22 protein-coding genes and 1 tRNA gene are annotated in these 25,716 nt (G+C 55.4%); 17 read left to right on the plus strand and 6 right to left on the minus strand.

From position 1 onward, the window contains the following. Window positions 1-6 precede the first annotated feature (6 nt). A tRNA-Trp gene (locus GSQ70_RS20850) sits at window positions 7-82 on the plus strand. A 182-nt stretch (window positions 83-264) separates the two neighbouring features. On the opposite strand, the gene hdfR is transcribed toward GSQ70_RS20850, so the two are convergent. Further along, window positions 265-1,089: an HTH-type transcriptional regulator HdfR gene (hdfR, locus tag GSQ70_RS20855; RefSeq protein ID WP_158784302.1), complete on the minus strand. Its 825-nt coding sequence runs from the start codon at window positions 1,087-1,089 to the stop codon at window positions 265-267. Between the two features lie 121 nt (window positions 1,090-1,210). On the opposite strand from hdfR, the gene GSQ70_RS20860 reads away from it, so the two are divergent. Then, window positions 1,211-1,549, plus strand: a complete 339-nt coding sequence (locus GSQ70_RS20860; RefSeq protein WP_158784303.1) for a DUF413 domain-containing protein — start codon at window positions 1,211-1,213, stop codon at window positions 1,547-1,549. Window positions 1,550-1,674: 125 nt separating this feature from the next. Here the strand turns inward: GSQ70_RS20860 and GSQ70_RS20865 are convergent, their stop codons facing one another. Next, window positions 1,675-3,195, minus strand: a complete 1,521-nt coding sequence (locus tag GSQ70_RS20865; protein ID WP_158784304.1) for a YifB family Mg chelatase-like AAA ATPase — start codon at window positions 3,193-3,195, stop codon at window positions 1,675-1,677. A gap of 348 nt (window positions 3,196-3,543) precedes the next feature. Between GSQ70_RS20865 and ilvL the strand changes: the two genes are divergently transcribed. From ilvL to ilvA, 6 genes are all read left to right on the plus strand, one after another. Next, entirely contained in the window at window positions 3,544-3,642 is a 99-nt protein-coding gene (ilvL, locus tag GSQ70_RS20870; RefSeq protein ID WP_158784305.1) for an ilv operon leader peptide, read from the plus strand. A gap of 139 nt (window positions 3,643-3,781) precedes the next feature. Then, a complete protein-coding gene (gene ilvG / locus GSQ70_RS20875; protein WP_158784306.1) occupies window positions 3,782-5,428 on the plus strand; it encodes an acetolactate synthase 2 catalytic subunit in 1,647 nt (548 codons plus the stop codon). Then, a complete protein-coding gene (gene ilvM / locus GSQ70_RS20880; protein ID WP_158784307.1) occupies window positions 5,425-5,682 on the plus strand; it encodes an acetolactate synthase 2 small subunit in 258 nt (85 codons plus the stop codon). Before ilvG ends, ilvM begins: the two co-directional genes overlap by 4 nt. 18 nt (window positions 5,683-5,700) lie before the next feature. Continuing rightward, the gene (locus GSQ70_RS20885) at window positions 5,701-6,627 is read left to right on the plus strand and encodes a branched-chain amino acid transaminase (protein ID WP_158784308.1); all 927 of its coding nucleotides are present in this window, start codon (window positions 5,701-5,703) and stop codon (window positions 6,625-6,627) included. Window positions 6,628-6,687: 60 nt separating this feature from the next. Next, window positions 6,688-8,538 (plus strand): dihydroxy-acid dehydratase, encoded by a 1,851-nt coding sequence (ilvD, locus tag GSQ70_RS20890; RefSeq protein WP_158784309.1) that lies wholly within the window; start codon window positions 6,688-6,690, stop codon window positions 8,536-8,538. Between the two features lie 5 nt (window positions 8,539-8,543). Then, window positions 8,544-10,088: a threonine ammonia-lyase, biosynthetic gene (ilvA, locus tag GSQ70_RS20895; RefSeq protein WP_158784310.1), complete on the plus strand. Its 1,545-nt coding sequence runs from the start codon at window positions 8,544-8,546 to the stop codon at window positions 10,086-10,088. Here the strand turns inward: ilvA and ilvY are convergent, their stop codons facing one another. After that, window positions 10,089-10,970, minus strand: a complete 882-nt coding sequence (gene ilvY, locus GSQ70_RS20900) for an HTH-type transcriptional activator IlvY (RefSeq protein ID WP_158784311.1) — start codon at window positions 10,968-10,970, stop codon at window positions 10,089-10,091. A 165-nt stretch (window positions 10,971-11,135) separates the two neighbouring features. On the opposite strand from ilvY, the gene ilvC reads away from it, so the two are divergent. Continuing rightward, the gene (gene ilvC, locus GSQ70_RS20905) at window positions 11,136-12,614 is read left to right on the plus strand and encodes a ketol-acid reductoisomerase (RefSeq protein WP_158784312.1); all 1,479 of its coding nucleotides are present in this window, start codon (window positions 11,136-11,138) and stop codon (window positions 12,612-12,614) included. Between the two features lie 79 nt (window positions 12,615-12,693). Here ilvC and ppiC read toward each other — a convergent pair whose 3' ends face one another. Then, window positions 12,694-12,975 (minus strand): peptidylprolyl isomerase PpiC, encoded by a 282-nt coding sequence (gene ppiC, locus GSQ70_RS20910; RefSeq protein ID WP_034898163.1) that lies wholly within the window; start codon window positions 12,973-12,975, stop codon window positions 12,694-12,696. A gap of 88 nt (window positions 12,976-13,063) precedes the next feature. Between ppiC and rep the strand changes: the two genes are divergently transcribed. Then, complete coding sequence (gene rep, locus GSQ70_RS20915) at window positions 13,064-15,085, plus strand: DNA helicase Rep (protein WP_158784313.1); 2,022 nt, start codon at window positions 13,064-13,066, stop codon at window positions 15,083-15,085. Window positions 15,086-15,205: 120 nt separating this feature from the next. On the opposite strand, the gene gppA is transcribed toward rep, so the two are convergent. Both gppA and rhlB read right to left on the minus strand, forming a co-directional pair. Further along, window positions 15,206-16,690 carry a guanosine-5'-triphosphate,3'-diphosphate diphosphatase gene (gene gppA / locus GSQ70_RS20920; protein ID WP_158784314.1) on the minus strand — a complete coding sequence of 495 codons (1,485 nt, stop codon included), beginning with the start codon at window positions 16,688-16,690 and terminating at the stop codon, window positions 15,206-15,208. A 7-nt stretch (window positions 16,691-16,697) separates the two neighbouring features. Further along, window positions 16,698-17,990, minus strand: coding sequence for an ATP-dependent RNA helicase RhlB (gene rhlB, locus GSQ70_RS20925; RefSeq protein ID WP_158784315.1), 1,293 nt, complete (start codon window positions 17,988-17,990; stop codon window positions 16,698-16,700). A 117-nt stretch (window positions 17,991-18,107) separates the two neighbouring features. Between rhlB and trxA the strand changes: the two genes are divergently transcribed. The 7 genes from trxA (at window position 18,108) to rffC (ending at window position 25,715) form a co-directional block, all read left to right on the plus strand. Continuing rightward, entirely contained in the window at window positions 18,108-18,440 is a 333-nt protein-coding gene (gene trxA, locus GSQ70_RS20930) for a thioredoxin TrxA (protein ID WP_158784316.1), read from the plus strand. A 385-nt stretch (window positions 18,441-18,825) separates the two neighbouring features. Next, window positions 18,826-20,085 (plus strand): transcription termination factor Rho, encoded by a 1,260-nt coding sequence (gene rho / locus GSQ70_RS20935; RefSeq protein ID WP_158784317.1) that lies wholly within the window; start codon window positions 18,826-18,828, stop codon window positions 20,083-20,085. Between the two features lie 316 nt (window positions 20,086-20,401). Further along, entirely contained in the window at window positions 20,402-21,481 is a 1,080-nt protein-coding gene (wecA, locus tag GSQ70_RS20940; protein ID WP_158784318.1) for a UDP-N-acetylglucosamine--undecaprenyl-phosphate N-acetylglucosaminephosphotransferase, read from the plus strand. Between the two features lie 56 nt (window positions 21,482-21,537). Then, window positions 21,538-22,569, plus strand: coding sequence for an ECA polysaccharide chain length modulation protein (gene wzzE / locus GSQ70_RS20945; RefSeq protein ID WP_158784319.1), 1,032 nt, complete (start codon window positions 21,538-21,540; stop codon window positions 22,567-22,569). A gap of 49 nt (window positions 22,570-22,618) precedes the next feature. Continuing rightward, a complete protein-coding gene (gene wecB, locus GSQ70_RS20950) occupies window positions 22,619-23,749 on the plus strand; it encodes a non-hydrolyzing UDP-N-acetylglucosamine 2-epimerase (RefSeq protein ID WP_158784320.1) in 1,131 nt (376 codons plus the stop codon). After that, window positions 23,746-25,008: a UDP-N-acetyl-D-mannosamine dehydrogenase gene (wecC, locus tag GSQ70_RS20955; protein WP_158784321.1), complete on the plus strand. Its 1,263-nt coding sequence runs from the start codon at window positions 23,746-23,748 to the stop codon at window positions 25,006-25,008. The genes wecB and wecC overlap by 4 nt, the downstream gene beginning before the upstream one ends. Continuing rightward, window positions 25,005-25,715 carry a dTDP-4-amino-4,6-dideoxy-D-galactose acyltransferase gene (rffC, locus tag GSQ70_RS20960; protein WP_233268385.1) on the plus strand — a complete coding sequence of 237 codons (711 nt, stop codon included), beginning with the start codon at window positions 25,005-25,007 and terminating at the stop codon, window positions 25,713-25,715. Before wecC ends, rffC begins: the two co-directional genes overlap by 4 nt. The last annotated feature ends 1 nt before the right edge of the window (window position 25,716 follow it).

A 25,716-nucleotide genomic window follows, 5' to 3' on the forward strand; every position in this document is an offset into this window, starting at 1 on the left:
CCTTTTAGGGGCGTAGTTCAATTGGTAGAGCACCGGTCTCCAAAACCGGGTGTTGGGAGTTCGAGTCTCTCCGCCCCTGCCAAATAAAAACAATCCTTTGCTTCGGCAAAGGATTTTTTTTGTCTTCAAAACGGATAATTTGTCCTGAAAAAAGCTAATTTGCCTCCTCTTTACTCCCATTCAGGTCTGATAATCCCTTTTTACCGCACTGCAGGCGAAAAAAATGGCCAGTAAACTGACCATTTCCCTTCGCCAGTCGGAAAACTACTGAGTATTAACCGGGAATTTGAGCAACTGGCGGATATGTGTCTGTTGATCGCTGTTTTGCAACCAGACAGCGTAAAGTGGGCGTACAGCAACAGGCGTGTCCGGGATCACAGTCAGGTCCGGATAATCGTTGTGCCAGATATCCGGCAGAAAAGCACAGGCACCGGTAGTATGTAACAGCTGCCGGGTCAGATGAGCCGAGGTCGTCGTCAGCACCGGGACATCATCCGCTCCGGCCAGGTAGCTTTCGTGTTGATGGAAATCCGCTCCCCATTCCAGCTTAATGTAGTCATATTTCTCGCGTTTCTCCGTTTTTCGCGAACGAAACAGCGTCAGAGAAATATGACCAATCTGCTGGCTGGTCAGCTCATCCATTTTGGGTGCTTCAGTGGTGATCAGCAGATCGAGCTGACGTTCATGCAACTGCTTCACCAGCAGGTGGCGCTGTGCCACTCTTGCCTCCAGATGCAGGCTCTCCCGGTTCTCATAGAGCGTCTGTAGCCAGGGCGTCAGGTAGGCCTCCCAAAGCGATGCACTGGCCCCGATGGACAGCTCATGATGCTGCTGGGTGTGCGACACTTCCTTCTTCGCCATCATCCACGTACTCATCAGACTCTCGGCATACGGCAGCAGACGTTCACCGGCTGAGGTCAGTCTGATATTGTTACGGTGCCGGGTAAAGAGATTCACTCCCAGCTGATTTTCAAGCTGCCTGATGCGAAAACTGACGGCAGATTGTGTGAGATAGAGCGCTTCAGCGGCACGGCCAAAGTGGCGTGTTCTGCTCACTTCAAGAAAGGTCTTCAGTAATTCCGTATCCACATCCATCTCCTAAAAAACATTTGTCGTTATGATTTAAATGTTTTGTTTTACACTCTGTCAAGCGTATCTAATACTCCGCGCCATAAATAGCACGGCCATAAAAGAGTTAGGAGCGTGTAAAATGGCGGAAAGCTTCGCAACAACGAATCGTTTTTTTGATAACAAACATTACCCACGCGGGTTCTCCCGTCACGGTGATTTCACCATCAAAGAAGCCCAACTTCTTGAGCGTTATGGTTATGCTTTTAACGAGTTGGATCTGGCAAAGCGTGAGCCTGTGACTGAAGAAGAGCGTCTGTTTATTGAAGTGTGCCGTGGGATCCGCGAGCCGCTGACTGAAGCAGAACGGGTTTGGTCAAAATACATGACGCGCATTAAGCGTCCCAAGCGTTTTCACACTCTGTCTGGCGGGAAGCCGCAGATGGAAGGGGTGGAAGACTATTCGGACAGCGAAGATTAAGAATAAAGGGGCTCAGGCCCCTTTTTTCATGGCTGTTTTTTTACCCCTTGCCACCTGGCAAACCTCCATTTTCCTCTCGCTTGTCGCAAATGGCATTGCCTCTGACTTTTTCGCAGATGCCCACACTACCCCAAACTTTTTTGCAGATGAATGAGCAGCCTGTCGATCGCCCGGTAGCTCAGCGCTTCGTTCAGATGCTGCCGCTGAAGACTCTCTTCCCCTGCCAAATCGGCAATCGTCCGCGCCACCTTCAGAATACGCTGCCAGGCGCGTACGGACAGCCCCAGCTGATTTAAGACCCCTTCCAGCCAGCAGGCATCTCCTTGCTCAATCCTGCAGGCACGCTGTATCTCCTTCGGTCCCATTGCTTCGTTAATGATCCCGGCGCGGGCAAGCTGGCGCTCACGGGCAATCAGCACGCGCTGGCGAACGACCTCGCTTGATTCACTGGCAGGTGGTTTGCTGCTCAGAGTGCCTGAGGGTAACAAAGGCACTTCCAGTGACAGATCAAAACGATCCAGAAACGGTCCGGAAAGGCGGCTGAGATAGCGCAGTGTCTGCTGGGGCGTGCTGCGATTATGGGTACCGCTGTGGTGTCCGGTCGGGCTGGGATTCATCGCTGCAACCAGCTGGAAGTGAGCAGGATAGATGACTTTTGCACGTGCTCTGGAGAGGCAGATTGCCCCTGATTCGATGGGTTCCCGCAGTGCATCCAGCGTCTTACGCTCAAACTCCGGCAATTCATCCAGGAAAAGGATGCCGTTGTGTGCCAGGGAGATTTCGCCGGGTTTAGGCAATGAGCCACCCCCAACCAGTGCATAGCGGGATGACGTGTGATGAGGCGCTCTGAAAGGGCGCTGACGCCACTGACGGCGCATCACCCCACCGCTGACCAGACTGGAAATCGCGGCGCTCTCCAGAGCCTCACGATCGCTTAAAGGTGGCATCAGCCCGGGAAGCCTGCTGGCCAGCATGGTTTTTCCGGTTCCCGGTGGTCCTATCAGCAGCAGGTTATGTCCACCGGCAGCGGTAATTTCTAACGCTCTTTTAGCCTGTTGTTGCCCAATGATTTCATTTAAGTCCCCCAGCAAAGGTGGCAACTGCTGGTGTTCGCAATGGGCGACTTCAAGTTCTGCCTGGCCATTAAGAAAAGCGCAGACCTCCAGCAGATTGTCACTGAGCAGACTGGTACCGTGACGGATCAACCCGGCCTCAGACAAATTGTCCGTTGAAAGGATCAGCTGGCGGCTGGCTGCAATAGCGGCCATTGCTGCAGGAATAGCGCCCTGTACGCCCCGTACAGCCCCCGTCAGTGCCAGCTCCCCCACGAATTCGTATTGCCCCAGTTTATCCCCGGAAATCTGCTCTGAGGCCGCCAGAATCGCGATGGCGATAGGCAGGTCGTATCTGCCTCCTTCTTTGGGGAGATCGGCCGGGGCCAGGTTCACCGTGATGCGCCTGGCAGGAAAGACGAACCCACAATTGATCATCGCGCTGCGCACCCTTTCGCGTGCCTCCCTGACCGTAGTCTCAGGCAAACCCACTAACATCAGGGCGGGCAGGCCACTGCTCAGATGGACTTCTACCGAGACCAGCGGTGCTTCCACACCAATTGCCGCCCGGGTATAGGTAATTGATAACGACATAGACGCTCCTTGTAGGCCAACAGTGTGCAATGTCTGAGCAGGTGAGGCGACGCAGAACTTCTCCATCATCGGGATGGCTCGCAAAAAATCGGCTCTGGCCGACAGAGGTTTCCTGAAATTGTCGGGGAGGCACGCAAAAAGTTAAAATTCTTCCCTGGACTGAGACTTGTTACGTGAGGTGAGTAATGAATATATTTCAATATTTTCCTTATTCCCTGAATAACCTTTGTTTTTTTGGATTTTTCAACAGCAGCCATAAAATAAAATGATGAAAAAAGTTGAACTTCAGAAGCTAACTGTGATAACTCTGTAGGCATTACTTCGAACAAGTGAAATTATCGAATCCAAATGAAAGCCCTTCTACGAGTCCTAAGCCTGGTCGTCATTAGCGTCGTCGTGATTATTATCACGCCGTGCGGGGCTACGCTCGGAGGAAGAAAGGCTTAAAAATCAAGCCTGAATTCAGAAGAACCCCCGCACCGAAAGGTCCGGGGGTTTTTTTTTGGCAAGGTTCAACGACAGAGGAACAGAAGATGAACAGTAGAATAAAATGCTGTTGTTCCCAACGAGAGACGGGGAAATAACTATGAATGGTGCTCAGTGGGTGGTTCAGGCGTTGCGGGTACAGGGTGTCGAAACTGTTTTCGGCTATCCGGGTGGAGCCATTATGCCCGTCTATGACGCGCTCTATGATGGCGGCGTCGAGCACCTACTGTGCCGTCATGAGCAGGGTGCTGCTATGGCTGCTATCGGTTATGCCCGTTCTACCGGCAAAGTGGGCGTCTGCATCGCCACTTCCGGCCCCGGGGCTACCAACCTGATCACCGGCCTCGCTGATGCATTGCTGGACTCTGTTCCGGTGGTTGCGATCACCGGTCAGGTTGCTGGCGGGTTGATCGGTACTGATGCCTTTCAGGAAATTGATGTCCTGGGTTTGTCTCTGGCTTGTACCAAGCACAGTTTCCTCGTGGAGTCACTGGAAGAGCTGCCAGCGGTAATGGCTGAAGCCTTCGCGATTGCCCAATCCGGTCGCCCTGGCCCGGTACTGATTGATATTCCGAAAGATATTCAGCTGGCCTCTGGCGAACTCACCGCACATCTGATGCCGGTTGAGGACGAGGATGAGCATCCTGTTCATGAGCTGCAACAGGCCCGGGCGATGCTGGCTCAGGCGCAAAAACCGATTCTGTACGTGGGTGGCGGTGTTGGCATGGCAAACGCCGTCGATGCTCTGCGTGCCTTTGCCAAAGAAACCGGCATTCCTGTTGTTGCCACTCTGAAAGGGTTGGGTACGCCGGATGTGCAGGATGGCTGCTACCTGGGAATGCTGGGAATGCACGGCACCAAGGCGGCAAACTTCGCTGTTCAACAATGCGACCTGTTGATCGCCGTGGGTGCGCGGTTCGACGACCGCGTAACCGGCAAGCTCAATGCCTTCGCACCGAATGCCAGCGTTATCCATATGGATATCGATCCGGCAGAGCTGAATAAGCTGCGTCAGGCCCATGTAGCGTTGCGCGGCGAGCTCAACAAATTGCTGCCGGACTTGTATCAGCCAGTGAATATCGCCGCATGGCGCGAACACGTTCAGGCGTTGAAAGCGGAACACGGCTGGCGTTATGACCATCCGGGTGAGGCAATTTACGCTCCTCTTTTCCTCAAACAACTTTCTGACCGCAAACCTGCCAGTGCTATTGTGACCACCGACGTGGGCCAACACCAGATGTGGTCTGCTCAACATATGAGCTTCACCCGTCCGGAAAACTTCATTACTTCCAGCGGTCTCGGCACCATGGGCTTTGGACTGCCAGCGGCGGTAGGCGCTCAGGTTGCCCGCCCTGACGACATGGTTATTTGCGTTTCGGGCGACGGTTCCTTCATGATGAACGTGCAGGAACTGGGCACCATCAAGCGCAAACAACTGCCGGTGAAAATTGTCCTGCTGGACAACCAGCGCTTAGGCATGGTTCGTCAGTGGCAGGAGCTGTTCTTCTCCGAACGCTACAGTGAAACCAACCTGTCCGACAATCCCGATTTCCTCACGCTTGCCAGCGCTTTTGATATCCCTGGCCAGCGTATCACCCGTAAAGACCAGGTCGACGCTGCATTAGACGCTTTGCTGCACAGTAAAGGGCCGTACATGCTCCACGTCGCCATTGACGAGCATGAGAACGTCTGGCCACTGGTACCGCCAGGTGCCAGCAACGAAAATATGATGGAGAAAACCTCATGATGCAGCATCAATTGTCTATCGAAGCGCGCTTTCGGCCCGAAATACTGGAGCGCATTTTGCGCGTCGTTCGTCACCGTGGTTTTCAGGTGTGTGCGATGAATATGGCGTCGGGCGGCAATACCGACAATATTAATATTGAAATGACCGTTGCCAGCCAGCGCTCAGTCGATTTACTGTCAACACAACTTAGCAAGCTGATGGATGTCGCGTGCGTCCAGATCCAACAACAGACAACACAACAAATCCGCGCCTGAGCGCGAAAGGAAATTAGAATGACGAAGAAAGCTGACTTTATCTGGTTCAATGGCGAGATGGTTAAGTGGGAAGATGCGAAGGTCAGCGTGATGTCCCATGCACTGCACTACGGTACGTCTGTCTTCGAAGGCGTCCGCTGCTACGACTCGCACAAGGGCCCGGTAGTCTTCCGCCATCGTGAACATATGCAGCGCCTGCGCGATTCTGCAAAAATCTATCGTTTCCCGGTCGCTCTGAGCGTTGACGAGCTGATGGAAGCCTGCCGCGAAGTTCTGCGGGTGAACAAACTGAAAAGCGCCTATATTCGCCCACTGGTCTTTGTTGGTGATGTTGGCCTGGGTGTTAACCCACCTGACGGCTACGACACTGATGTGATCATTGCTGCTTTCCCGTGGGGAGCTTACCTGGGTGCTGAAGCGCTGGAGCAGGGCATCGATGCGATGGTTTCCTCATGGAACCGCGTGGCACCAAACACCCTGCCAACTGCCGCTAAAGCCGGTGGTAACTACCTCTCATCTCTGCTGGTCGGTAGCGAAGCACGCCGCCACGGCTATCAGGAAGGTATCGCGCTGGATACCCAGGGCTATATCTCTGAAGGCGCAGGCGAAAACCTGTTTGAAGTAAAAGACGGCATCCTGTTCACCCCGCCATTCACCTCTTCCGCGCTGCCGGGCATCACCCGTGATGCAATCATCAAGCTCGCGAAAGACATGGGCATCGAAGTTCGCGAACAGGTGCTGTCCCGTGAATCCCTGTATCTGGCTGACGAAGTCTTTATGTCCGGCACCGCGGCTGAAATTACCCCGGTTCGCAGCGTTGACGGCATCCAGGTTGGTGAAGGTAAACGCGGCCCGGTCACCGGTCGTATTCAGTCTGCATTCTTTGGCCTGTTCACTGGTGAGACCGAAGACAAATGGGGCTGGCTGGATCCGGTTAACCCATAATAATAGCATTTCACGGGCGTCAGATGACGCCCGTGCACTATCTGATTCTGGAGTATGAGCATGCCTAAGTACCGTTCCGCCACCACCACTCATGGCCGTAATATGGCTGGTGCCCGTGCCCTGTGGCGCGCCACCGGAATGACCGATGACGACTTCGGTAAACCAATTATCGCCGTGGTTAACTCCTTCACACAGTTCGTGCCGGGTCACGTACACCTGCGCGATTTGGGTAAACTGGTCGCTGAGCAGATTGAAGCTTCCGGTGGCGTGGCTAAAGAGTTCAACACCATTGCCGTGGACGATGGCATCGCGATGGGACATGGCGGCATGCTTTACTCCCTGCCTTCCCGCGAATTAATCGCCGATTCCGTGGAGTACATGGTTAACGCGCACTGCGCCGATGCCATGGTGTGTATCTCTAACTGCGACAAAATCACCCCGGGAATGCTGATGGCTTCCCTGCGCCTGAATATTCCGGTGATCTTCGTTTCCGGCGGCCCGATGGAAGCCGGTAAAACCAAGCTCTCCGACAAAATCATCAAGCTGGATTTGGTTGATGCGATGATCCAGGGGGCCAACCCGAACGTCAGCGATGCGGACAGCGAGCAGATTGAACGTTCAGCCTGCCCGACCTGCGGTTCCTGCTCCGGGATGTTCACCGCTAACTCCATGAACTGTCTGACCGAAGCCCTGGGCCTGTCTCAGCCGGGCAACGGCTCGCTGCTGGCGACTCACGCTGATCGTAAAGACCTGTTCCTGAATGCCGGTAAGCGTATCGTCGGTCTGGCGAAGCGCTATTACGAGCAGGACGATGAAAGCGTGCTGCCACGCAGCATCGCCAACAAATCCGCTTTTGAGAACGCCATGACGCTGGATATCGCGATGGGCGGCTCAACTAATACCGTTCTGCACCTGCTGGCTGCCGCGCAGGAGGGCGAAATCGACTTCAACATCTCCGATATCGACCGTCTGTCCCGCAAGGTTCCACACCTGTGTAAAGTGGCGCCAAGCACCCAGAAATATCATATGGAAGACGTTCACCGTGCCGGTGGCGTGATTGGCATCCTCGGCGAGTTGAGCCGTGCGGGCCTGATGGATCAGAGCGTCAGAAACGTGCTGGGCCTGAGCCTGCAGGAGACGCTGGACAGCTACGATATCATGCTGACCAAAGATGAAGCGGTGAAGAAAATGTTCCGCGCCGGTCCGGCAGGTATCCGAACCACTCAGGCATTCTCTCAGCATACGCGCTGGGACACGCTGGATGATGACCGTAAAGAAGGCTGTATTCGTTCCCGCGAATTCGCCTTCAGTCAGGACGGTGGCCTGGCCGTGCTGTACGGCAACATGGCCGAAGACGGCTGTATCGTTAAGACCGCAGGCGTGGATAAAGAGAGTCTGACCTTCCGTGGTCCGGCGAAAGTCTACGAAAGCCAGGATGATGCGGTTGCCGCTATTCTGGGCGGTAAAGTGATTGCCGGTGACGTGGTGGTGATCCGCTACGAAGGGCCAAAAGGCGGGCCGGGTATGCAGGAAATGCTCTACCCGACCACCTACCTGAAGTCGATGGGTCTCGGCAAAAGCTGTGCGCTGATCACCGATGGTCGTTTCTCCGGCGGCACTTCCGGCCTGTCTATCGGCCATGCTTCTCCGGAAGCGGCCAGCGGTGGCACTATCGCGCTGGTAAAAGATGGCGACATGATCGATATCGATATTCCTAACCGTGGCATCAAACTGGATGTGCCGGACAATGAACTGCACGCCCGTCGTGAAGAGGAAGAGGCTCGCGGTGAAGCGGCTTATACCCCTCATGGCCGTGAGCGTCAGGTCTCCTTTGCCCTGCGTGCTTATGCCTTACTGGCAACCAGCGCAGACAAAGGTGCGGTGCGTGACAAGAGTAAGCTGGGAGGCTAACAAACATGGCTGAGTCTCAACCGCTACCCGCCGAGCCTTGCGGCGCGGAGTATCTGAGGGCGGTTCTCCGCTCGCCGGTGTACGAAGTGGCGCAGGTCACCCCGTTGCAGAAGATGGAGAAGATCTCTTCCCGTCTGGGCAACACCATTCTGGTGAAGCGTGAAGATCGTCAGCCCGTGCACAGCTTCAAGCTGCGCGGGGCTTACGCGATGATTGCGACGCTGACCGAAGAGCAGAAAGCCCGGGGAGTGGTTACCGCTTCTGCGGGCAACCATGCTCAGGGTGTGGCGCTGTCGGCAACTAAATTAGGGATTAAATCCCTGATCGTGATGCCGGTTGCAACCGCCGATATTAAAGTGGATGCGGTGCGGGCATTTGGCGGTGAGGCTTTCCTGTTCGGGGCAAACTTTGACGAGGCGAAGGGCAAAGCGCAGGAGCTGGCTGAGCAGCAGGGCTATACCTTCGTGCCGCCTTTCGATCATCCGATGGTGATTGCCGGGCAGGGCACGCTGGCGATGGAGCTGCTGCAACAGGATGCGCACATTGACCGGGTATTCGTACCCGTTGGTGGGGGCGGTCTGGCTGCGGGCGTGGCCGTACTGATCAAGCAGCTGATGCCGCAGATCAAAGTGATTGCGGTGGAAGCGGAAGATTCTGCCTGCCTGAAAGCCGCGCTGGATGCCGGTCATCCAGTTGATCTGCCTCGTGTCGGGCTGTTTGCCGAAGGGGTGGCGGTGAAGCGTATCGGCAGTGAAACTTTCCGTCTTTGCCAGGAGTATCTCGACGACATTATCACCGTGGACAGCGATTCAATTTGTGCGGCGATGAAGGATCTGTTCGAGGATGTGCGCGCCGTGGCTGAACCCTCTGGCGCACTGGCGCTGGCCGGGATGAAGAAGTATATCCAGCAGCATCAGATCAAGGGCGAGCGTCTTGCGCACGTGCTGTCGGGTGCCAATGTCAACTTCCACGGTCTGCGCTACGTCTCGGAGCGTTGCGAGCTGGGTGAACAGCGGGAAGCCCTGCTGGCCGTCACCATTCCTGAGCAGAAGGGCAGCTTCCTGAAGTTCTGTCAGCTGCTTGGCGGCCGATCGGTTACCGAATTCAACTACCGTTATGCCAATGCCGACAGCGCCTGTATTTTTGTCGGCGTGCGGCTGACGCGCGGGCTGGAAGAGCGGAGCGAGATCCTGCAACTGCTGGATGAAGGCGGCTACAAGGTGGTCGATCTCTCCGACGATGAAATGGCGAAGCTGCACGTACGCTACATGGTCGGCGGTCGCCCCTCAAAACCGCTGCGCGAGCGGTTGTTCAGCTTTGAGTTCCCTGAAGCGCCGGGCGCACTGCTGCGTTTCCTGCAAACTCTGGGCACTCACTGGAATATTTCTCTGTTCCACTATCGCAGTCACGGCACCGATTACGGTCGCGTGCTGGCCGGTTTTGAACTTGGGGATAACGAGCCGCAGTTTGAAGAGCATCTTCAGGCGCTGGGCTATGATTTCCATGACGAAACCCATAACCCGGCGTTCAGCTTCTTCCTCGCGGGCTAGTTACAACAGGCTCCAGAATGCATCGATAAGCGGCTCATTGAGCCGCTTTTTTTGTACGCAAACGCCAAGCTCGAACGGTGCCACCATCTCGACGCTGTCCAGCTCAAGAATACGGTTACGTACCGGCTCCGGGCTGTTTTCCAGCACCACATCCGGCAGGAGTGCTATGCCGCATCCCAGCGCCACCATCGAGACAATCGCCTCATGCCCGGCAACGGTGGCATAGATCAGCGGGTTGGGAATGCGACGCCGGCGGAACCACAGATCAATGCGCTGGCGGGCAGGCCCCTGATCCGGCAGGATAAATGGAATTTGTGACCAGTCAGGCTCCGGTTGGGTCGCCTGGCTGCGCACCGGGCAGGGCAAAGCCGGGGCAATCAGCACTAGCGGAATCAGTCCCAGAGGCGTAAAACCAATACTGCCCGGCAGCGTTTCTGGCCGCCCGGCAATGGCGATATCAGCCTCGGCGCTTTGCACTTTCTCCACGGCATCGGCGGCGTCGCCGGTGTTGAGTTTGATTTCAACCAGCGGATGTTCGGCACGAAAACGGTCCAGGATCGGCGGCAGATGACTGTACGCCGCGGTGACCGAGCAGAACAGCCGCAGTTCGCCGCTGAGTGAAGGGCCATTCTGGCCGATGGAATGGCGCAGCTGCTGATACTGCAGCAGAGTCTGCTGGGCAAACTGGCGCAGCTGCTCTCCGGCATCCGTCAGCGTGACGGTGCGGTTATCTCGCAGGAACAGAGTCTGACCCAGGTCTTCTTCCATGCGCTGGATTTGCCGCGACAGGGTGGAGGGACTGACATGCATCGCCCGGGCGCTGCGGCCAAAATGTCGGCTCTCGGCCAGGTGCAGAAACAGTTTCAAATCTCGTAAATCCATACGCCGGAGGCCTCATTTTAGCGTTGCAGTTCTTGCAATATCACGTTGTTAATATATCAATTTAAGCAATGCATTTCCTGTCATATGATAGGGATTATTCAGGGTGAGCCGCTGGACGGTATCACCAACTAATAAAAGATAAACACAACCCTATACGGAGTACCCATGGCTAACTATTTCAATACTTTGAACCTGCGCAACCAGTTAGCGCAATTAGGTAAATGCCGCTTTATGGCGCGTGATGAATTTGCTGATGAAGCGAGCTACCTGAAAGGTAAAAAAGTCGTCATCGTGGGTTGTGGTGCTCAGGGTCTGAACCAGGGTCTGAACATGCGTGATTCCGGTCTGGATATCGCCTATGCTCTGCGTGCTGAAGCGATTGCCGAGAAGCGTGCTTCCTGGCGTAAAGCGACCGAAAACGGTTTCAAAGTGGGCACCTACGAAGAACTGATCCCGCAGGCTGACCTGGTGGTCAACCTGACTCCGGACAAGCAGCATACTTCTGTGGTTCAGGCTGTGCAGCCGCTGATGAAAGACGGCGCAGCGCTGGGTTACTCGCACGGCTTCAACATTGTTGAAGTGGGTGAGCAGGTTCGTAAAGACATTACTGTTGTGATGGTCGCACCGAAGTGCCCGGGTACAGAAGTTCGTGAAGAGTACAAACGTGGTTTCGGTGTGCCAACGCTGATCGCGGTTCACCCGGAAAACGATCCAAAAGGTGAAGGCATGGCGATTGCCAAGGCCTGGGCAGCAGCCACCGGCGGTCACCGTGCGGGCGTGCTGGAATCTTCTTTCGTCGCCGAAGTGAAGTCTGACCTGATGGGCGAGCAGACCATCCTGTGCGGTATGCTGCAGGCGGGTTCTCTGCTGTGCTTCGACAAGCTGGTGGCTGAAGGTACCGACCCGGCCTACGCTGAAAAACTGATCCAGTTCGGCTGGGAAACCGTGACCGAAGCGCTGAAGCAGGGGGGTATCACCCTGATGATGGACCGCCTCTCCAACCCGGCCAAAGTTCGTGCATTTGCGCTGTCTGAGCAGCTGAAAACCATCATGGCACCGCTGTTCCAAAAGCACATGGATGACATCATCTCCGGTGAATTCTCTTCCGGCATGATGGCTGACTGGGCGAACGACGACAAGAAACTGCTGGGCTGGCGTGAAGAGACAGGTAAAACCGCATTCGAAACTGCACCGCAGTTCGAAGGCAAAATTGCCGAGCAGGATTACTTTGATGAAGGCGTGGTGATGATCGCAATGGTGAAAGCGGGCGTTGAGCTGGCATTTGAAACTATGGTGGCGGCCGGTATCATCGAAGAGTCAGCCTATTACGAATCACTGCACGAACTGCCGCTGATTGCTAATACCATTGCCCGTAAGCGTTTGTACGAAATGAACGTGGTTATCTCTGATACCGCAGAATACGGTAATTACCTGTTCTCTTATGCGGCGGTGCCGCTGCTGAAAGAGTTCATGACCACACTGCAGGCTGGCGATCTGGGCAAAGCGACGGCTGGTTCAACCACCATCGATAACGCACAGCTGCGCGACGTTAACGAAGCGATCCGCAACCATGCTATCGAAGCCGTGGGCCGCAAACTGCGTGGCTACATGACTGATATGAAACGTATCGCGGTAGCAGGCTAATCTCAGCTGCCGGTGAAGACCGGCGCTGAAAACAAAAAAGAGCGGATATCCGCTCTTTTTTTTTGCCTGCAATTCAGGATCAGTTGCGGTACAGCACCTTAATGATGTGGTAACCGAACTGCGTGTGCAGTGGGCCATAAGGCACGAGAAGTGGGCAGGAGAACACCACTTTATCGAAAGCCGGAACCATTGCGCCCTGCTTGAATTCGCCCAGATGGCCGCCTTTCTTGCCTGACGGGCAGGTAGAGTGCTTTTTAGCCAGCTTTTCAAAATCAGCGCCCTGTTCCAGCTGAGCCAGAATGTCCTGCGCCTGTTTCTCTTCCTTAACAAGGATATGGAGTGCTGCTGCGGTTTTTGCCATGATCGTACCTTGAGTCGTATGGATGCTGCTGGCTATACTACCACGCTGTGATTTCTTTCCCTCTGTCATTTCATCGAGCGACTCCCTTATGCGTCTTAATCCTGGTCAGCAACACGCCGTCGAATTTGTCACCGGGCCCTGTCTGGTGTTGGCCGGTGCAGGCTCGGGCAAAACGCGCGTGATCACTAACAAAATTGCCCATCTGATCCGCGAGTGCGGCTATCAGGCACGACATATCGCTGCGGTGACCTTTACCAACAAGGCCTCGCGCGAGATGAAAGAGCGCGTGGCGCAAACCCTTGGGCGAAAAGAGGCCCGTGGCCTGATGATCTCAACCTTCCACACGCTGGGGCTGGAGATCATTAAACGCGAATACGCCGCGCTGGGGATGAAGTCGAACTTCTCGTTGTTTGACGACCAGGATCAGCTGGCGTTGTTGAAAGAGCTGACCGAAGAGTGGCTGGAGAACGACAAGAATCTGCTGCAGCAGCTGATATCAACGATCTCAAACTGGAAGAACGATCTGATGGATCCTTCCCGCGCCGCAGCGGCTGCACAGTCTGAACGCGATAAGATCTTTGCCCATTGCTACAGTCTGTATGACAAACATCTGAAGTCCTGCAACGTGCTGGACTTCGACGATCTGATCCTGCTACCCACGCTGCTGTTCCAGCAGAACCTGGAGGTGCGGGAGCGCTGGCAGCAGCGCATCCGCTATCTGCTGGTGGATGAATATCAGGACACCAACACCAGCCAGTACGAGCTGGTGAAGCTGCTGGTGGGGGCACGCGGCCGGTTTACCGTCGTCGGTGATGACGATCAGTCCATTTATTCCTGGCGTGGCGCGCGGCCGCAAAACCTGGTGCTGCTGAAGGAAGATTTCCCGGCGCTGCAGGTTATCAAACTGGAGCAGAATTACCGCTCCTCGGAGCGTATTCTGAAAGCGGCGAATATCCTGATTGCCAATAATCCGCACATTTTTGAAAAACGTCTGTTCTCTGAGTTGGGTTACGGCTCGGAGCTGAAAGTGGTGACGGCCAATCATGAAGAGCATGAGGCCGAGCGCGTTACCGGCGAGCTGATCGCCCACCACTTTATCAATAAGACGCAGTATAAGGATTACGCCATCCTTTATCGTGGCAACCATCAGTCGCGCGTCTTCGAAAAGATGCTGATGCAGAACCGTATCCCTTACCGTATTTCCGGCGGTACGTCGTTCTTCTCACGGCCGGAGATCAAAGACCTGCTCGCGTACCTGCGCGTGCTGACCAATGCCAACGACGACAGCGCCTTTATGCGTATTGTTAACACGCCGAAGCGTGAAATTGGCCCGGCCACGCTGCAGAAACTGGGTGAATGGGCGCTGCAGCGCAACAAAAGTCTGTTCAGCGCCAGCTTTGATATGGGACTGGGACAAACCCTGACCGGACGCGGGCTGGAGTCGCTGCAGCGCTTTACCGGCTGGCTGCAGGAAATTGCTGTGCTTGCCGAACGTGAACCTGTTGCAGCAGTACGCGATCTGATCCGCGGGATAGATTATGAAAGCTGGCTGTTTGAAACCTCGGCCAGCCCGAAAGCCGCCGAAATGCGCATGAAGAACGTTAACACGCTGTTCCAGTGGATGACGGAAATGCTCGAAGGCAGCGATATTGATGAACCCATGACGCTGACGCAGGTGGTTACACGTTTCACGCTGCGCGACATGATGGAGCGCGGCGAAAGTGATGAAGAGACGGATCAGGTGCAGCTGATGACCCTGCATGCGTCGAAGGGGCTGGAGTTCCCTTACGTTTACCTGGTGGGAATGGAGGAAGGGCTGCTGCCTCACCAGAGCAGTATCGATGAGAATAACGTTGAGGAAGAGCGCCGTCTGGCCTACGTGGGGATTACCCGTGCGCAGAAAGAGCTGACTTTCACCCTGTGCCGCGAGCGCCGTCAGTACGGTGAGCTGGTGCGCCCTGAACCGAGCCGCTTTTTGCTGGAACTGCCGCAGGACGATCTGAACTGGGAAACCGAGCGCAAGGTGGTCAGCGCGGAAGAGAGGATGCAGACCGGGCAGAGCAGGGTGGCGAACCTGAAGGCGATGCTGGAAAAAGCGAAGAAAGCGTAAGGTATTCCTGCGGCATAATAAAAGGGTTCATGCGTTAACATGAACCCTTTCTGCATCAACATAGCATTCAACTGCCTGGCATCAGGCTTGATCAGCACCGGATCAGACATCAGGCCGGGATCAGGCGACAGTCAGCGACCAGTGCACATAACTCTGCCAGTGGCACTCCTGCTCCAGAAGCTCTTCCCGCAGGGGATGCGCATCCAGCCAGCCTGCCGGTAAGGTCAGGGTGAGATTGTCATCATCCGCGTGTAAACGCACCGCCGGTAAAGTATCATCGCGGCGGCGGCTGGCGAAAATAATGGCCAGACGCAGCAGGCGACACAGCCTCTCTGCCATCCGCGGCGGTACGGCATTTTGCTGGCTGAGGAGTGCCAGATCGATGCTGTTCACCTGATTTTGCAGCAAGGTTGCCAGCAGCTTTTTCTGTGCGGGAGTGAACCCGGGAAGATCAAGATGGCGGACCAGATAGGCGGCGTGTTGCGGAGCCTGTCTGAAATCCACGCTGAGGCCGATTTCGTGGATCAGACAGGCGCTGTCCAGCAGCTCGCGACATCGGTCATCCAGCTTCCAGCTGTGGCTGACCTGGCGGGCAAAGCTCTCGGCCAGCAGGCGAACCCGTTCGGCCTGTTCGGAATCAATGGTGAACCGGCGCTGGATATTGTGCAGCGTACGGCTGCGGATATCGCGGTCGATTGGCAGATGCAGCATCCCGTACACCAGACCTTCGCGCAGCGCGCCACCGGCCAGCGTCATACTGTTGATATTCAGCTCGGTGAAGATGGCGATTAAAATCGACAGACCGCTGGGGAAAACCAGCGCACGTTCCAGCGTCAGCCCTTCAATCTCCAGCTCTTCCAGCTTGCCGCACTGAATGGCACGCTGCTTAAGCTGCTGCAATTTGTTCAGCGTGATGTGCTCATCCATGCCCTGAGCCATCATAATTTCCTGCAGCGCCTGGACGGTACCGGAAGCACCAACGCAAACCTGCCAGCCTTGCTCACGCAGTTGCCTCACCACCGGGCGGATCATCTCCCGTGCGGCCTGCTCAGCCTGTTCGAAATTACCTTTGCCAAGATGGCGGTCGCCAAAATAGCGCTCCAGCCAGGTGACGCAGCCCATGGACAGGCTGAACAGCGCGGTAGTTTGCGAGCCGCTGCCGGTGACCAGCTCGGTACTTCCTCCGCCGATATCCACCACCAGGCGTTTGTCTGAACCGCCAGTAGTGTGCGCCACGCCCTGATAAATCAGGCGTGCTTCTTCCTCACCGCTGATGACGTTCACCGTGCAGTTAAGAATTTGCTGGGCTTTTTGCAGGAAGGTTCCAGCGTTTGCAGCCAGGCGCAGGGTTGCGGTGGCGACCACGCGGATCTGTTCAGGAGGGATATCCTGCAGCTGTTCAGAGAACAGCCGCAGACACTGCCAGCCCCGCTTCATCGCCTCATCCGAGAGGCGGCTGTCGCTGTCGAGGCCCGCAGCCAGCCGGACTTTACGCTTGATGCGTGCGACGGTCTGGATGTTCCCCGCCACCTCGCGCACCACCAACATATGAAAGCTGTTAGATCCCAGATCTATCGCAGCATAAAGCGATGATGCGCTCAGCATAGGCCGTTTAACCTGAACGTTTGCGGTTATTGTTGCGCGGTGGACCGCTGCGGCGATTGTTGTTGCCGCCACGACGCGGGCCGTTGCCAGTGCGGTTGCGCGTCAGGCGCTTCGGCGGTGGCAGTTCGGTCATCAGTGCATCGCTGTTGTAACGGCTCACGGTGATGCTGTGGCCAATGTACTCTTCGATGGCAGGCAGATTAAGCGCGTACTCTTCGCAGGCCAGGCTGATGGAGTGCCCGTTGGCACCAGCGCGTCCGGTACGACCAATACGGTGAACGTAATCTTCACGATCGTCAGGAAGATCGTAGTTGAAAACATGGGTAACAGCTGGAATATGCAGACCACGTGCGGCCACGTCTGTTGCCACCAGAATATCAACGTCGCCCCTGGTGAAGTCATCCAGGATACGCAGGCGTTTTTTCTGCGCCACATCGCCGGTCAACAGACCCACACGGTGACCATCGGCAGCCAGATGGCCCCAGATATCTTCACAGCGGTGTTTGGTGTTAGCGAAAATGATTGCGCGATCCGGCCACTCTTCTTCCAGCAACGTTTGCAGCAGGCGCATTTTCTCTTCGTTAGAAGGGTAGAACAGCTCTTCTTTAATACGGTGCCCGGTTTTCTGCTCCGGCTCGACTTCCACATACTCGGCGTTATTCATGTTTTCGAACGCCAGTTCGCGAACGCGGAAAGAAAGGGTGGCAGAGAACAGCATATTCAGACGCTGGTTTGCCGCCGGCATACGGCGGAACAACCAGCGAATATCTTTAATGAAGCCGAGGTCAAACATCCGGTCAGCTTCGTCGAGCACCACCACCTGAATGGCACCTAAGTTGACGTGATTCTGCTTGGCATAATCAATCAGCCTGCCGGTGGTGCCGATCAGAATATCGACGCCGCTTTCCAGCACTTTCAGCTGTTTGTCATAGCCGTCACCGCCATAGGCCAGCCCGAGCTTAAGGCCGGTCACCTGAGCCAGCGGTTCTGCATCAGCATGAATCTGCACGGCTAATTCGCGGGTTGGGGCCAGGATCAACGCACGCGGCTGATTCACCTGACGGCCTTCCGGCGCAGGGTGAGAAAGAAGATGATGGAACGTTGACGTCAGAAACGCCATCGTTTTGCCGGTACCGGTTTGCGCCTGTCCCGCTACATCACGCCCGTTCAGCGTGAAAGGCAAAGCCAACGCCTGAATAGGCGTGCAGTTATGAAAGCCTTTAGTTTCAAGGGCTTCTATGACCTGAGGGTGCAGGGCGAAGTCGGAAAACTTCTGTTCGGTTAAGTGTGTTTTGCTCATAGTGTGGTAGAATATCAGCTTACTATTGCTTTACGAAAGCGTATCCGGTGAAATAAAGTCAACCTAAGTTGGCAGATTTTACGCCAACCAGCCAGGCATAATCTTTTGGAGTAAGACATGAGCAGCGATAAAATTGTTCACCTGACCGACGACAGCTTCGAAACCGACGTACTGAAAGCAAATGGTTTGACGCTGGTAGACTTCTGGGCAGAGTGGTGTGGTCCATGCAAAATGATCGCCCCGATTCTCGATGAAGTAGCCGAAGAGTACGACGGCAAGCTGACAATCGCAAAACTGAATATCGACGAAAACCCAGGCACTGCGCCGAAGTACGGTATCCGTGGTATTCCAACTTTGCTGCTGTTCAAAGACGGCGAAGTGGCGGCGACCAAAGTGGGCGCCCTCTCTAAAGGCCAGCTCAAAGAATTCCTGAACGCGAATCTGGGCTAAGCAGCCTGTCCGGCAGCTGACAGCGGGGCTTTCTTGCCCCTCTGTCAGGCTTCCGGCTTATTTTCAGTTCACTGCTAGACGTTTGCCATCAGGCGTGCTAACTTACTTTTACTGCACTACGAACTTACCTGTAGTTTGAATCTAAGCTTTATTCCTTGTTGAACACTGTATTCATCTCAATCTTACAGACATTCAGCAATCTGACGGTTAGCATCATCAGAAATTTCGGCGTCTTGTCCTTACCGTCTCCTCGTCTCAGATCTGCGTAATCCTGCACGTGATCTCCGAGCGGATCCTGACAAGAGTGCCATTAACAGGCATGGATTTTTCGCCATACCACTTACGACAAATACTTCGAGATTTACCCCTTTAAGAACCCACCATTATGAATCTTACCGAATTAAAAAATACGCCGGTTTCAGATCTGATTACACTCGGCGAAAACATGGGGCTGGAAAACCTTGCCCGCATGCGCAAACAGGACATTATCTTCTCCATCCTTAAGCAGCATGCGAAAAGTGGGGAAGATATCTTTGGCGATGGCGTACTGGAGATATTGCAGGATGGATTTGGTTTCCTCCGTTCCGGAGACAGCTCCTACCTCGCCGGTCCCGACGATATCTATGTTTCTCCCAGCCAAATCCGCCGCTTCAACCTCCGCACAGGTGACACCATTTCCGGTAAAATCCGTCCACCAAAAGAAGGTGAGCGCTATTTTGCCCTGCTGAAAGTTAACGAAGTTAACTACGACAAGCCGGAAAACGCCCGTAGCAAAATTCTCTTTGAGAACTTAACGCCGCTGCACGCAAACTCTCGTCTGCGTATGGAGCGTGGTAACGGTTCTACTGAAGACTTAACGGCGCGCGTGCTGGATCTGGCTTCGCCAATCGGTCGTGGTCAGCGTGGCCTGATTGTGGCACCGCCGAAAGCCGGTAAAACCATGCTGCTGCAGAACATCGCGCAGAGCATCGCTTACAACCATCCTGACTGTGTGCTGATGGTGTTGCTGATTGACGAACGTCCGGAAGAAGTGACCGAGATGCAGCGTCTGGTGAAAGGCGAAGTGATCGCTTCCACCTTTGATGAGCCAGCTTCCCGCCACGTGCAGGTTGCAGAAATGGTGATTGAGAAGGCCAAGCGTCTGGTTGAGCACAAAAAAGATGTGATCATCCTGCTGGATTCCATCACCCGTCTGGCGCGTGCTTACAACACCGTGGTTCCGGCTTCCGGTAAAGTCCTGACCGGTGGTGTGGATGCTAACGCCCTGCACCGTCCAAAACGCTTCTTCGGTGCTGCCCGTAACGTGGAAGAGGGCGGAAGCCTGACCATCATCGCCACCGCGCTGGTCGACACCGGTTCGAAGATGGATGAAGTGATTTACGAAGAATTTAAAGGTACTGGCAACATGGAACTGCATCTGGCGCGTAAAATCGCTGAGAAGCGCGTGTTCCCGGCGATTGATTACAACCGCTCCGGCACCCGTAAAGAAGAGCTGCTTACCAGCTCTGAAGAACTGCAGAAAATGTGGATCCTGCGCAAAATCATCCACCCAATGGGTGAAATTGACGCGATGGAGTTCCTCATCAACAAGCTGGCGATGACCAAGACTAACGATGAGTTCTTTGACATGATGAAACGCTCCTAAGCGTTTTGTCCTGCCAATATGCAAGGGTTGAGCGATCTCAACCCTTTCTTTTTGTCTTCTCCGCAGTAAAAGCGGGCGCAGCGGCAGCAAAAGTAAGAAAACCAGGCAAACGCCGCGCTCAGACGTGGCGTTTTTCGTTTATGGGCTATACGATATTCAACAACTGGAGAATTAAATAAAGGTGCAATTCAGGGTGAGGAGCAGCCAGGCGCTGTTTTTCGGGTCTGAGGCACAATGGAAATCAGAATTAAACAGATGTTAATGGCATACAAATTGCCTATAACAGTGCGAGATTCTTAGCAGAGAGCTGGTTAATGTGAATTTACTCAATATGAGTACTGAGCTTGCTTTAATTTTTGTGTTTTCACTGGTTTTTCTTTTTTTCGCCCGTAAAGCAGCTAAACAAGTTGGCCTGGTGGACAAGCCCAACTACCGCAAACGTCATCAGGGTGTGATCCCTCTGGTCGGCGGGATCTCTGTTTTTGCCGGAATCTGTTTTGGTTTTGCCATTGCGGACTATTACATTCCTCACGTTCTGCTCTATCTGGGCTGCGCCGGTATGCTGGTGCTGGTCGGGGCGCTGGACGACCGCTTTGATATCAGCGTAAAAATCCGCGCCTTTGTGCAGGCCGCTATCGCCGTGATCATGATGACCAAGGCCAAGCTCTATCTGCTGAGCCTTGGTTATATCTTTGGCCCGTGGGAGCTGATTGTTGGTCCGTTTGGCTACGTGCTGACGCTGTTCGCTGTCTGGGCGGCGATTAACGCCTTCAATATGGTGGACGGTATCGATGGCCTGCTGGGCGGGCTTTCCTGCGTGACCTTCCTGGCGATGGGGATCATTCTGCTGCTCGACGGGCAGCAGAGCCTGGCGATGTGGTGTTTCTCGATGATTGCCGCCATCGTGCCTTATATCCTGCTGAACCTTGGCGTGTTTGGTCGCCGCTATAAAGTCTTTATGGGCGACGCGGGCAGCACGCTGATCGGCTTCACCATCATCTGGATCCTGCTGGAAGCGACTCAGGGCCAGTATCACCCCATCACGCCGGTGACTGCCCTGTGGCTGATTGCCATCCCGTTGATGGACATGGTGGCTATTATGTATCGTCGTTTGAGCAAAGGGATGAGCCCGTTTTCCGCTGACCGCCAGCACATTCACCATTTGATCATGCGCGCCGGGTTTACTTCTAAACAGGCCTGCTTCCTGATCACCCTGGCCGCCGCGTTGCTGGCCGTTGTGGGGGTGCTGGGCGAATCCCTGAGCTTTGTCCCTGACTGGGCAATGCTGCTGCTGTTCCTGCTGGCGTTTATGCTTTATGGCTACTGCATCAAGCGTGCATGGCGGGTAGCGCGACTGATTAAGAGAGTAAAAAGACGGCTGCGCAAAGCGCAATAATTGGTTCTCGACTGAAAGACATAACTCAATACCCTGAAAAACAAGGAATATGAAGTATGACGCATCCTGACGTTGCAGATAACGAGCTGGATATCCGCGGGCTTTGCTGCACTTTATGGCGTGGCAAGCGCTGGATCATCGGTGGCGCGCTGCTGTTTGCGCTACTGGCTTATCTTTGCTCGTTACTGATGACCCCGAAATGGAGCACAACGGCTATTACCGATCGTCCAACCGTCAACATGCTGAGCGGCTTCTATTCACAACAGCAATTTCTCAACAATCTGGATGCGCGCAGCAGTAACAACAGCAGTGTCACACCTCCTTCAGTGATGGAGGAAGCTTACCAGGAATTCGTGATGCAGCTTTCAGCTTACGATACCCGTCGCGAATTCTGGTTGCAGACCCAATACTACCAAAAGCGGCAGACTGGCACCGCCAGTGATGATGCTGCGCTGCTGGATGAGCTGATCGCCAACATTCAGTATCAGCCCGCTGACGCAGCAAAAAATCTCAATGATACCGTCAGGCTGATAGCGGAAACCGCACCGGAAGCCAACACGCTGCTGCGTCAGTACGTGGCGTTTGCTAATCAGCGCGCCGCTTCTCATCTTAACGAGGAGCTGGCTGGTGCCTGGGCGGCGAGAACCGTCCAGCTCAGAGCACAGGTAAAACGGCAGGAAGCGGTGGCTAAAGCTATCTATGACCGCCAGGTGAACAGCGTGCAGCAGGCGCTGAAAATCGCTCAGCAGCAGGGCTTTGAACAGGCGAAAACGGATACGCCATCCGAACAGCTGCCGGATTCCGAGCTGTTCCTGCTGGGCCGTTCAATGCTTCAGGCTCGTCTGGAGAACCTGCAGGCCACCGGGCCTGGTTACGATCTGGACTATGATCAGAACAGAGCCATGCTGAACACGCTGAACGTTGGCCCGACGCTGGTGAATACTTTCCAGACCTGGCGCTATCTGCGGACCCCGGAAGAACCGGTAAAACGCGACAGCCCTCGTCGCCTGTTTTTGATGATTATGTGGGGTGCGGTGGGTGCCTTAACTGGAGCAGGGACTGCGCTGGTACGTCGGCGTCGCGATTAATCGCACGCCAGCTTATCGTTACTTAACAGATGAACGGAAGAGAGTGACAGTGAAAGTATTAACTGTTTTTGGCACGCGCCCGGAAGCGATAAAGATGGCGCCGCTGGTTCATGCACTCGCGCAGGATAGCGAGATAGATGCACGGCTGTGCGTCACGGCACAGCACCGCGAGATGCTGGATCAGGTATTGCAGCTGTTTGCCATCGTTCCGGATTACGATCTCAACATTATGCGTCCCGGCCAGGGCCTGACCGAGATCACCAGCCGCATTCTTGAAGGGCTGAAAACAGTGTTTGCCGAATTCACCCCGGATGTGGTGCTGGTGCATGGTGACACCACCACCACTTTTGCCGCCAGTCTGGCCGCTTTCTACCATCAGATACCGGTAGGTCATGTGGAAGCTGGCCTGCGCACAGGCGATCTCTATTCTCCCTGGCCTGAAGAGGCTAACCGTACCCTGACCGGCCATCTGGCCTCTTATCACTTCACCCCTACAGAAACTGCCCGGCAGAACCTGCTGCGTGAGAATCTGCGTGATACGCGCATGTTCGTGACCGGTAATACGGTGATTGATGCTCTGTTCTGGGTGCGCGACCGGGTGCTGAGCGATGATGCGCTTCGCGCCGGGCTGGCAACGCGCTATCCGTTCCTGGATGCCAATAAGAAGATGATTCTGGTTACCGGGCACCGCCGCGAGAGTTTTGGCGACGGTTTTGAGCGCATCTGCAGCGCGCTGGCGGAAATCGCCCGCCTGCATCCTCAGGCGCAGATTGTCTACCCGGTCCACCTCAATCCTAACGTCAGCGAGCCGGTGAACCGCATCCTGCGCGATATCGACAACATCGTGCTGATCGAGCCGCAGGAGTATCTGCCGTTTGTTTACCTGATGGTGCGCTCCTGGCTGATCCTCACCGACTCCGGCGGTATTCAGGAAGAAGCACCGTCGCTGGGCAAGCCGGTGCTGGTGATGCGTGACACCACCGAGCGTCCGGAAGCGGTAGAGGCCGGGACGGTGAGACTGGTCGGTACCGATGTAGAGAAAATCGTCAGTGAGGTGACACGCCTGCTGACAGATGAAGAAGCGTATCAATCCATGAGCCGTGCCCATAACCCCTATGGCGACGGCCTGGCCTGCGAACGTATCGTGCAGGCACTCAAAAATAATCGGGTAACGCTATGACTTTCAATACCATATCAGTTATCGGGCTGGGCTATATCGGCCTGCCCACCGCCGCGGCTTTTGCCTCGCGGCAGAAATCCGTGATCGGCATTGATATCAATGCCCATGCGGTTGAAACCATCAACCGCGGTGAGATCCATATTGTCGAACCAGACCTCGACCGGGTGGTGAAAACGGCGGTTGAACAGGGCTATCTGCGGGCCGCGACCACTCCGGAACCGGCAGAGGCATTTCTGATTGCGGTGCCAACACCCTTTAAAGATGACTATCAGCCTGATTTGGCGTTTGTGAAAGCAGCTGCCGGGTCGATTGCGCCGGTACTGAAAAAAGGGGATTTGGTGATCCTCGAATCCACCTCGCCGGTGGGTGCTACCGAGCAGATGGCCGAATGGCTGGCGGCGGCTCGCAGCGATCTGACTTTCCCGCAGCAGGCTGGTGAGCAGGCGGATATCCATATTGCCTACTGCCCGGAGCGGGTGCTGCCCGGGCAGGTAATGGTCGAGCTGATTAAAAACGACCGCGTCATCGGTGGCATGACGCCTGCCAGCGCCAGAATGGCCTGCGAGCTGTACGAAATCTTCCTTGAAGGTGAGTGTGTGGTTACTAACTCCCGGACTGCGGAGATGTGCAAGCTGACCGAAAACAGCTTCCGGGACGTGAACATCGCCTTTGCCAACGAGCTGTCGTTGATCTGTGCCGATCAGGGGATCAGCGTGTGGGAGCTGATTAGCCTTGCTAACCGCCATCCGCGCGTCAATATCCTGCAGCCCGGTCCTGGCGTTGGTGGCCACTGCATCGCGGTTGATCCGTGGTTCATCGTGGCGCAGAACCCGGTTCAGGCCCGGTTAATCCGCACCGCGCGTGAAGTGAATGATAGCAAGCCGCACTGGGTGCTGGAGCAGGTGAAAAAGACTCTGGCTGAATGCCTGGTCGCCAGTGACAAACGCGCCAGCGAGCTGACCATTGCCTGCTTCGGCCTGGCGTTCAAACCGAATATTGACGATCTGCGGGAAAGCCCGGCGATGGAAGTCGTGGAGATGATTGCTGACTGGCATCAGGGCTGTACGCTGGTGGTGGAACCTAACATTCATCAGTTGCCGGAGGCGCTGGCCGGAAAAGCCGATCTGGTGTTGCTGGATGACGCTTTGCAGCAGGCTGATGTGCTGGTGATGCTGGTGGATCACGCGCAGTTCAGGGCGGTGGGCAACGACCGGCTGAAATCTCACTTCATTGTCGATACCAAAGGGGTCTGGCAGTGACGCCTGCTGCTCAGGCTGTGCAGGGTCAGCTCACGCCGCTGAAGTGGGAAAACTCGTTCTTCAAAGTGAACAGCGCTCTGCTGAGTCTGGATACGCATCAGGCGGCGATTAACGAGGCCGAACTGCAGGTGTTTGGGCTGGTGCAGGTTAAAGTACTGTCTCAGCAGACGGCGGAACTGGATGCCCTGAGCCGTCTGGGTTTTCGCCTGGTGGAAGGCGAAGCGGACTTCGTGCTCGGCATCGGCACGGGCGGGCGGCCGGAAGGGATCCGTATCGCCAGGAAAGAGCATATTCCAGCCCTGCGGGAGGCGGCCAGCGGGGCCTTTGCGCACAGCCGGTTTCGCGAACCCTGGTATCAGCCTGGCGACAGTGGCCGTTTTTATGCCCAGTGGGTGGAAAACGCGGTGCTGGGAACGTTCGATAACCAGTGCCTGCTGGCGGTGAGCGAAGCGGGCGAGATGCAGGGTTTTGTCTCGCTGCGTGAACTGCCGGACGGCAGCGCGCGCATCGGCCTGCTGGCTACGCTGCCTGAGGCTCAGGGGCTGGGCGTTGGACAGAGAATGGTTGAGGCAGCCATTGACTGGTGCCGCGCCCGGCATCTGTCCCGACTGCATGTTGGCACCCAGCTTGGCAACCTGCCCGCGATCCGACTTTATCTTCGCTGCGGTGGCGTGCTGGAACGCACCGCTTACTGGCTCTACAGGTAAT

The sequence above is a fragment of the Pantoea sp. BAV 3049 genome, assembly GCF_009765445.1.
Lineage (GTDB): Bacteria > Pseudomonadota > Gammaproteobacteria > Enterobacterales > Enterobacteriaceae > Erwinia.

What these genes read in the sequence shown, in the direction of transcription:
- ilvC (WP_158784312.1), top strand. Translation starts at nt 11,136, where the DNA reads ATGGCTAACTATTTCAATACTTTGAACCTGCGCAACCAGTTAGCGCAA.
- rho (WP_158784317.1), top strand. Translation starts at nt 18,826, where the DNA reads ATGAATCTTACCGAATTAAAAAATACGCCGGTTTCAGATCTGATTACA.
- GSQ70_RS20885 (WP_158784308.1), top strand. Translation starts at nt 5,701, where the DNA reads ATGACGAAGAAAGCTGACTTTATCTGGTTCAATGGCGAGATGGTTAAG.
- wzzE (WP_158784319.1), top strand. Translation starts at nt 21,538, where the DNA reads ATGACGCATCCTGACGTTGCAGATAACGAGCTGGATATCCGCGGGCTT.
- ppiC (WP_034898163.1), bottom strand. Translation starts at nt 12,975, where the DNA reads ATGGCAAAAACCGCAGCAGCACTCCATATCCTTGTTAAGGAAGAGAAA.
- rhlB (WP_158784315.1), bottom strand. Translation starts at nt 17,990, where the DNA reads ATGAGCAAAACACACTTAACCGAACAGAAGTTTTCCGACTTCGCCCTG.
- ilvM (WP_158784307.1), top strand. Translation starts at nt 5,425, where the DNA reads ATGATGCAGCATCAATTGTCTATCGAAGCGCGCTTTCGGCCCGAAATA.
- rep (WP_158784313.1), top strand. Translation starts at nt 13,064, where the DNA reads ATGCGTCTTAATCCTGGTCAGCAACACGCCGTCGAATTTGTCACCGGG.
- ilvL (WP_158784305.1), top strand. Translation starts at nt 3,544, where the DNA reads ATGAAAGCCCTTCTACGAGTCCTAAGCCTGGTCGTCATTAGCGTCGTC.
- gppA (WP_158784314.1), bottom strand. Translation starts at nt 16,690, where the DNA reads ATGCTGAGCGCATCATCGCTTTATGCTGCGATAGATCTGGGATCTAAC.
- ilvA (WP_158784310.1), top strand. Translation starts at nt 8,544, where the DNA reads ATGGCTGAGTCTCAACCGCTACCCGCCGAGCCTTGCGGCGCGGAGTAT.
- wecC (WP_158784321.1), top strand. Translation starts at nt 23,746, where the DNA reads ATGACTTTCAATACCATATCAGTTATCGGGCTGGGCTATATCGGCCTG.
- trxA (WP_158784316.1), top strand. Translation starts at nt 18,108, where the DNA reads ATGAGCAGCGATAAAATTGTTCACCTGACCGACGACAGCTTCGAAACC.
- GSQ70_RS20865 (WP_158784304.1), bottom strand. Translation starts at nt 3,195, where the DNA reads ATGTCGTTATCAATTACCTATACCCGGGCGGCAATTGGTGTGGAAGCA.
- ilvD (WP_158784309.1), top strand. Translation starts at nt 6,688, where the DNA reads ATGCCTAAGTACCGTTCCGCCACCACCACTCATGGCCGTAATATGGCT.
- ilvG (WP_158784306.1), top strand. Translation starts at nt 3,782, where the DNA reads ATGAATGGTGCTCAGTGGGTGGTTCAGGCGTTGCGGGTACAGGGTGTC.
- GSQ70_RS20860 (WP_158784303.1), top strand. Translation starts at nt 1,211, where the DNA reads ATGGCGGAAAGCTTCGCAACAACGAATCGTTTTTTTGATAACAAACAT.
- ilvY (WP_158784311.1), bottom strand. Translation starts at nt 10,970, where the DNA reads ATGGATTTACGAGATTTGAAACTGTTTCTGCACCTGGCCGAGAGCCGA.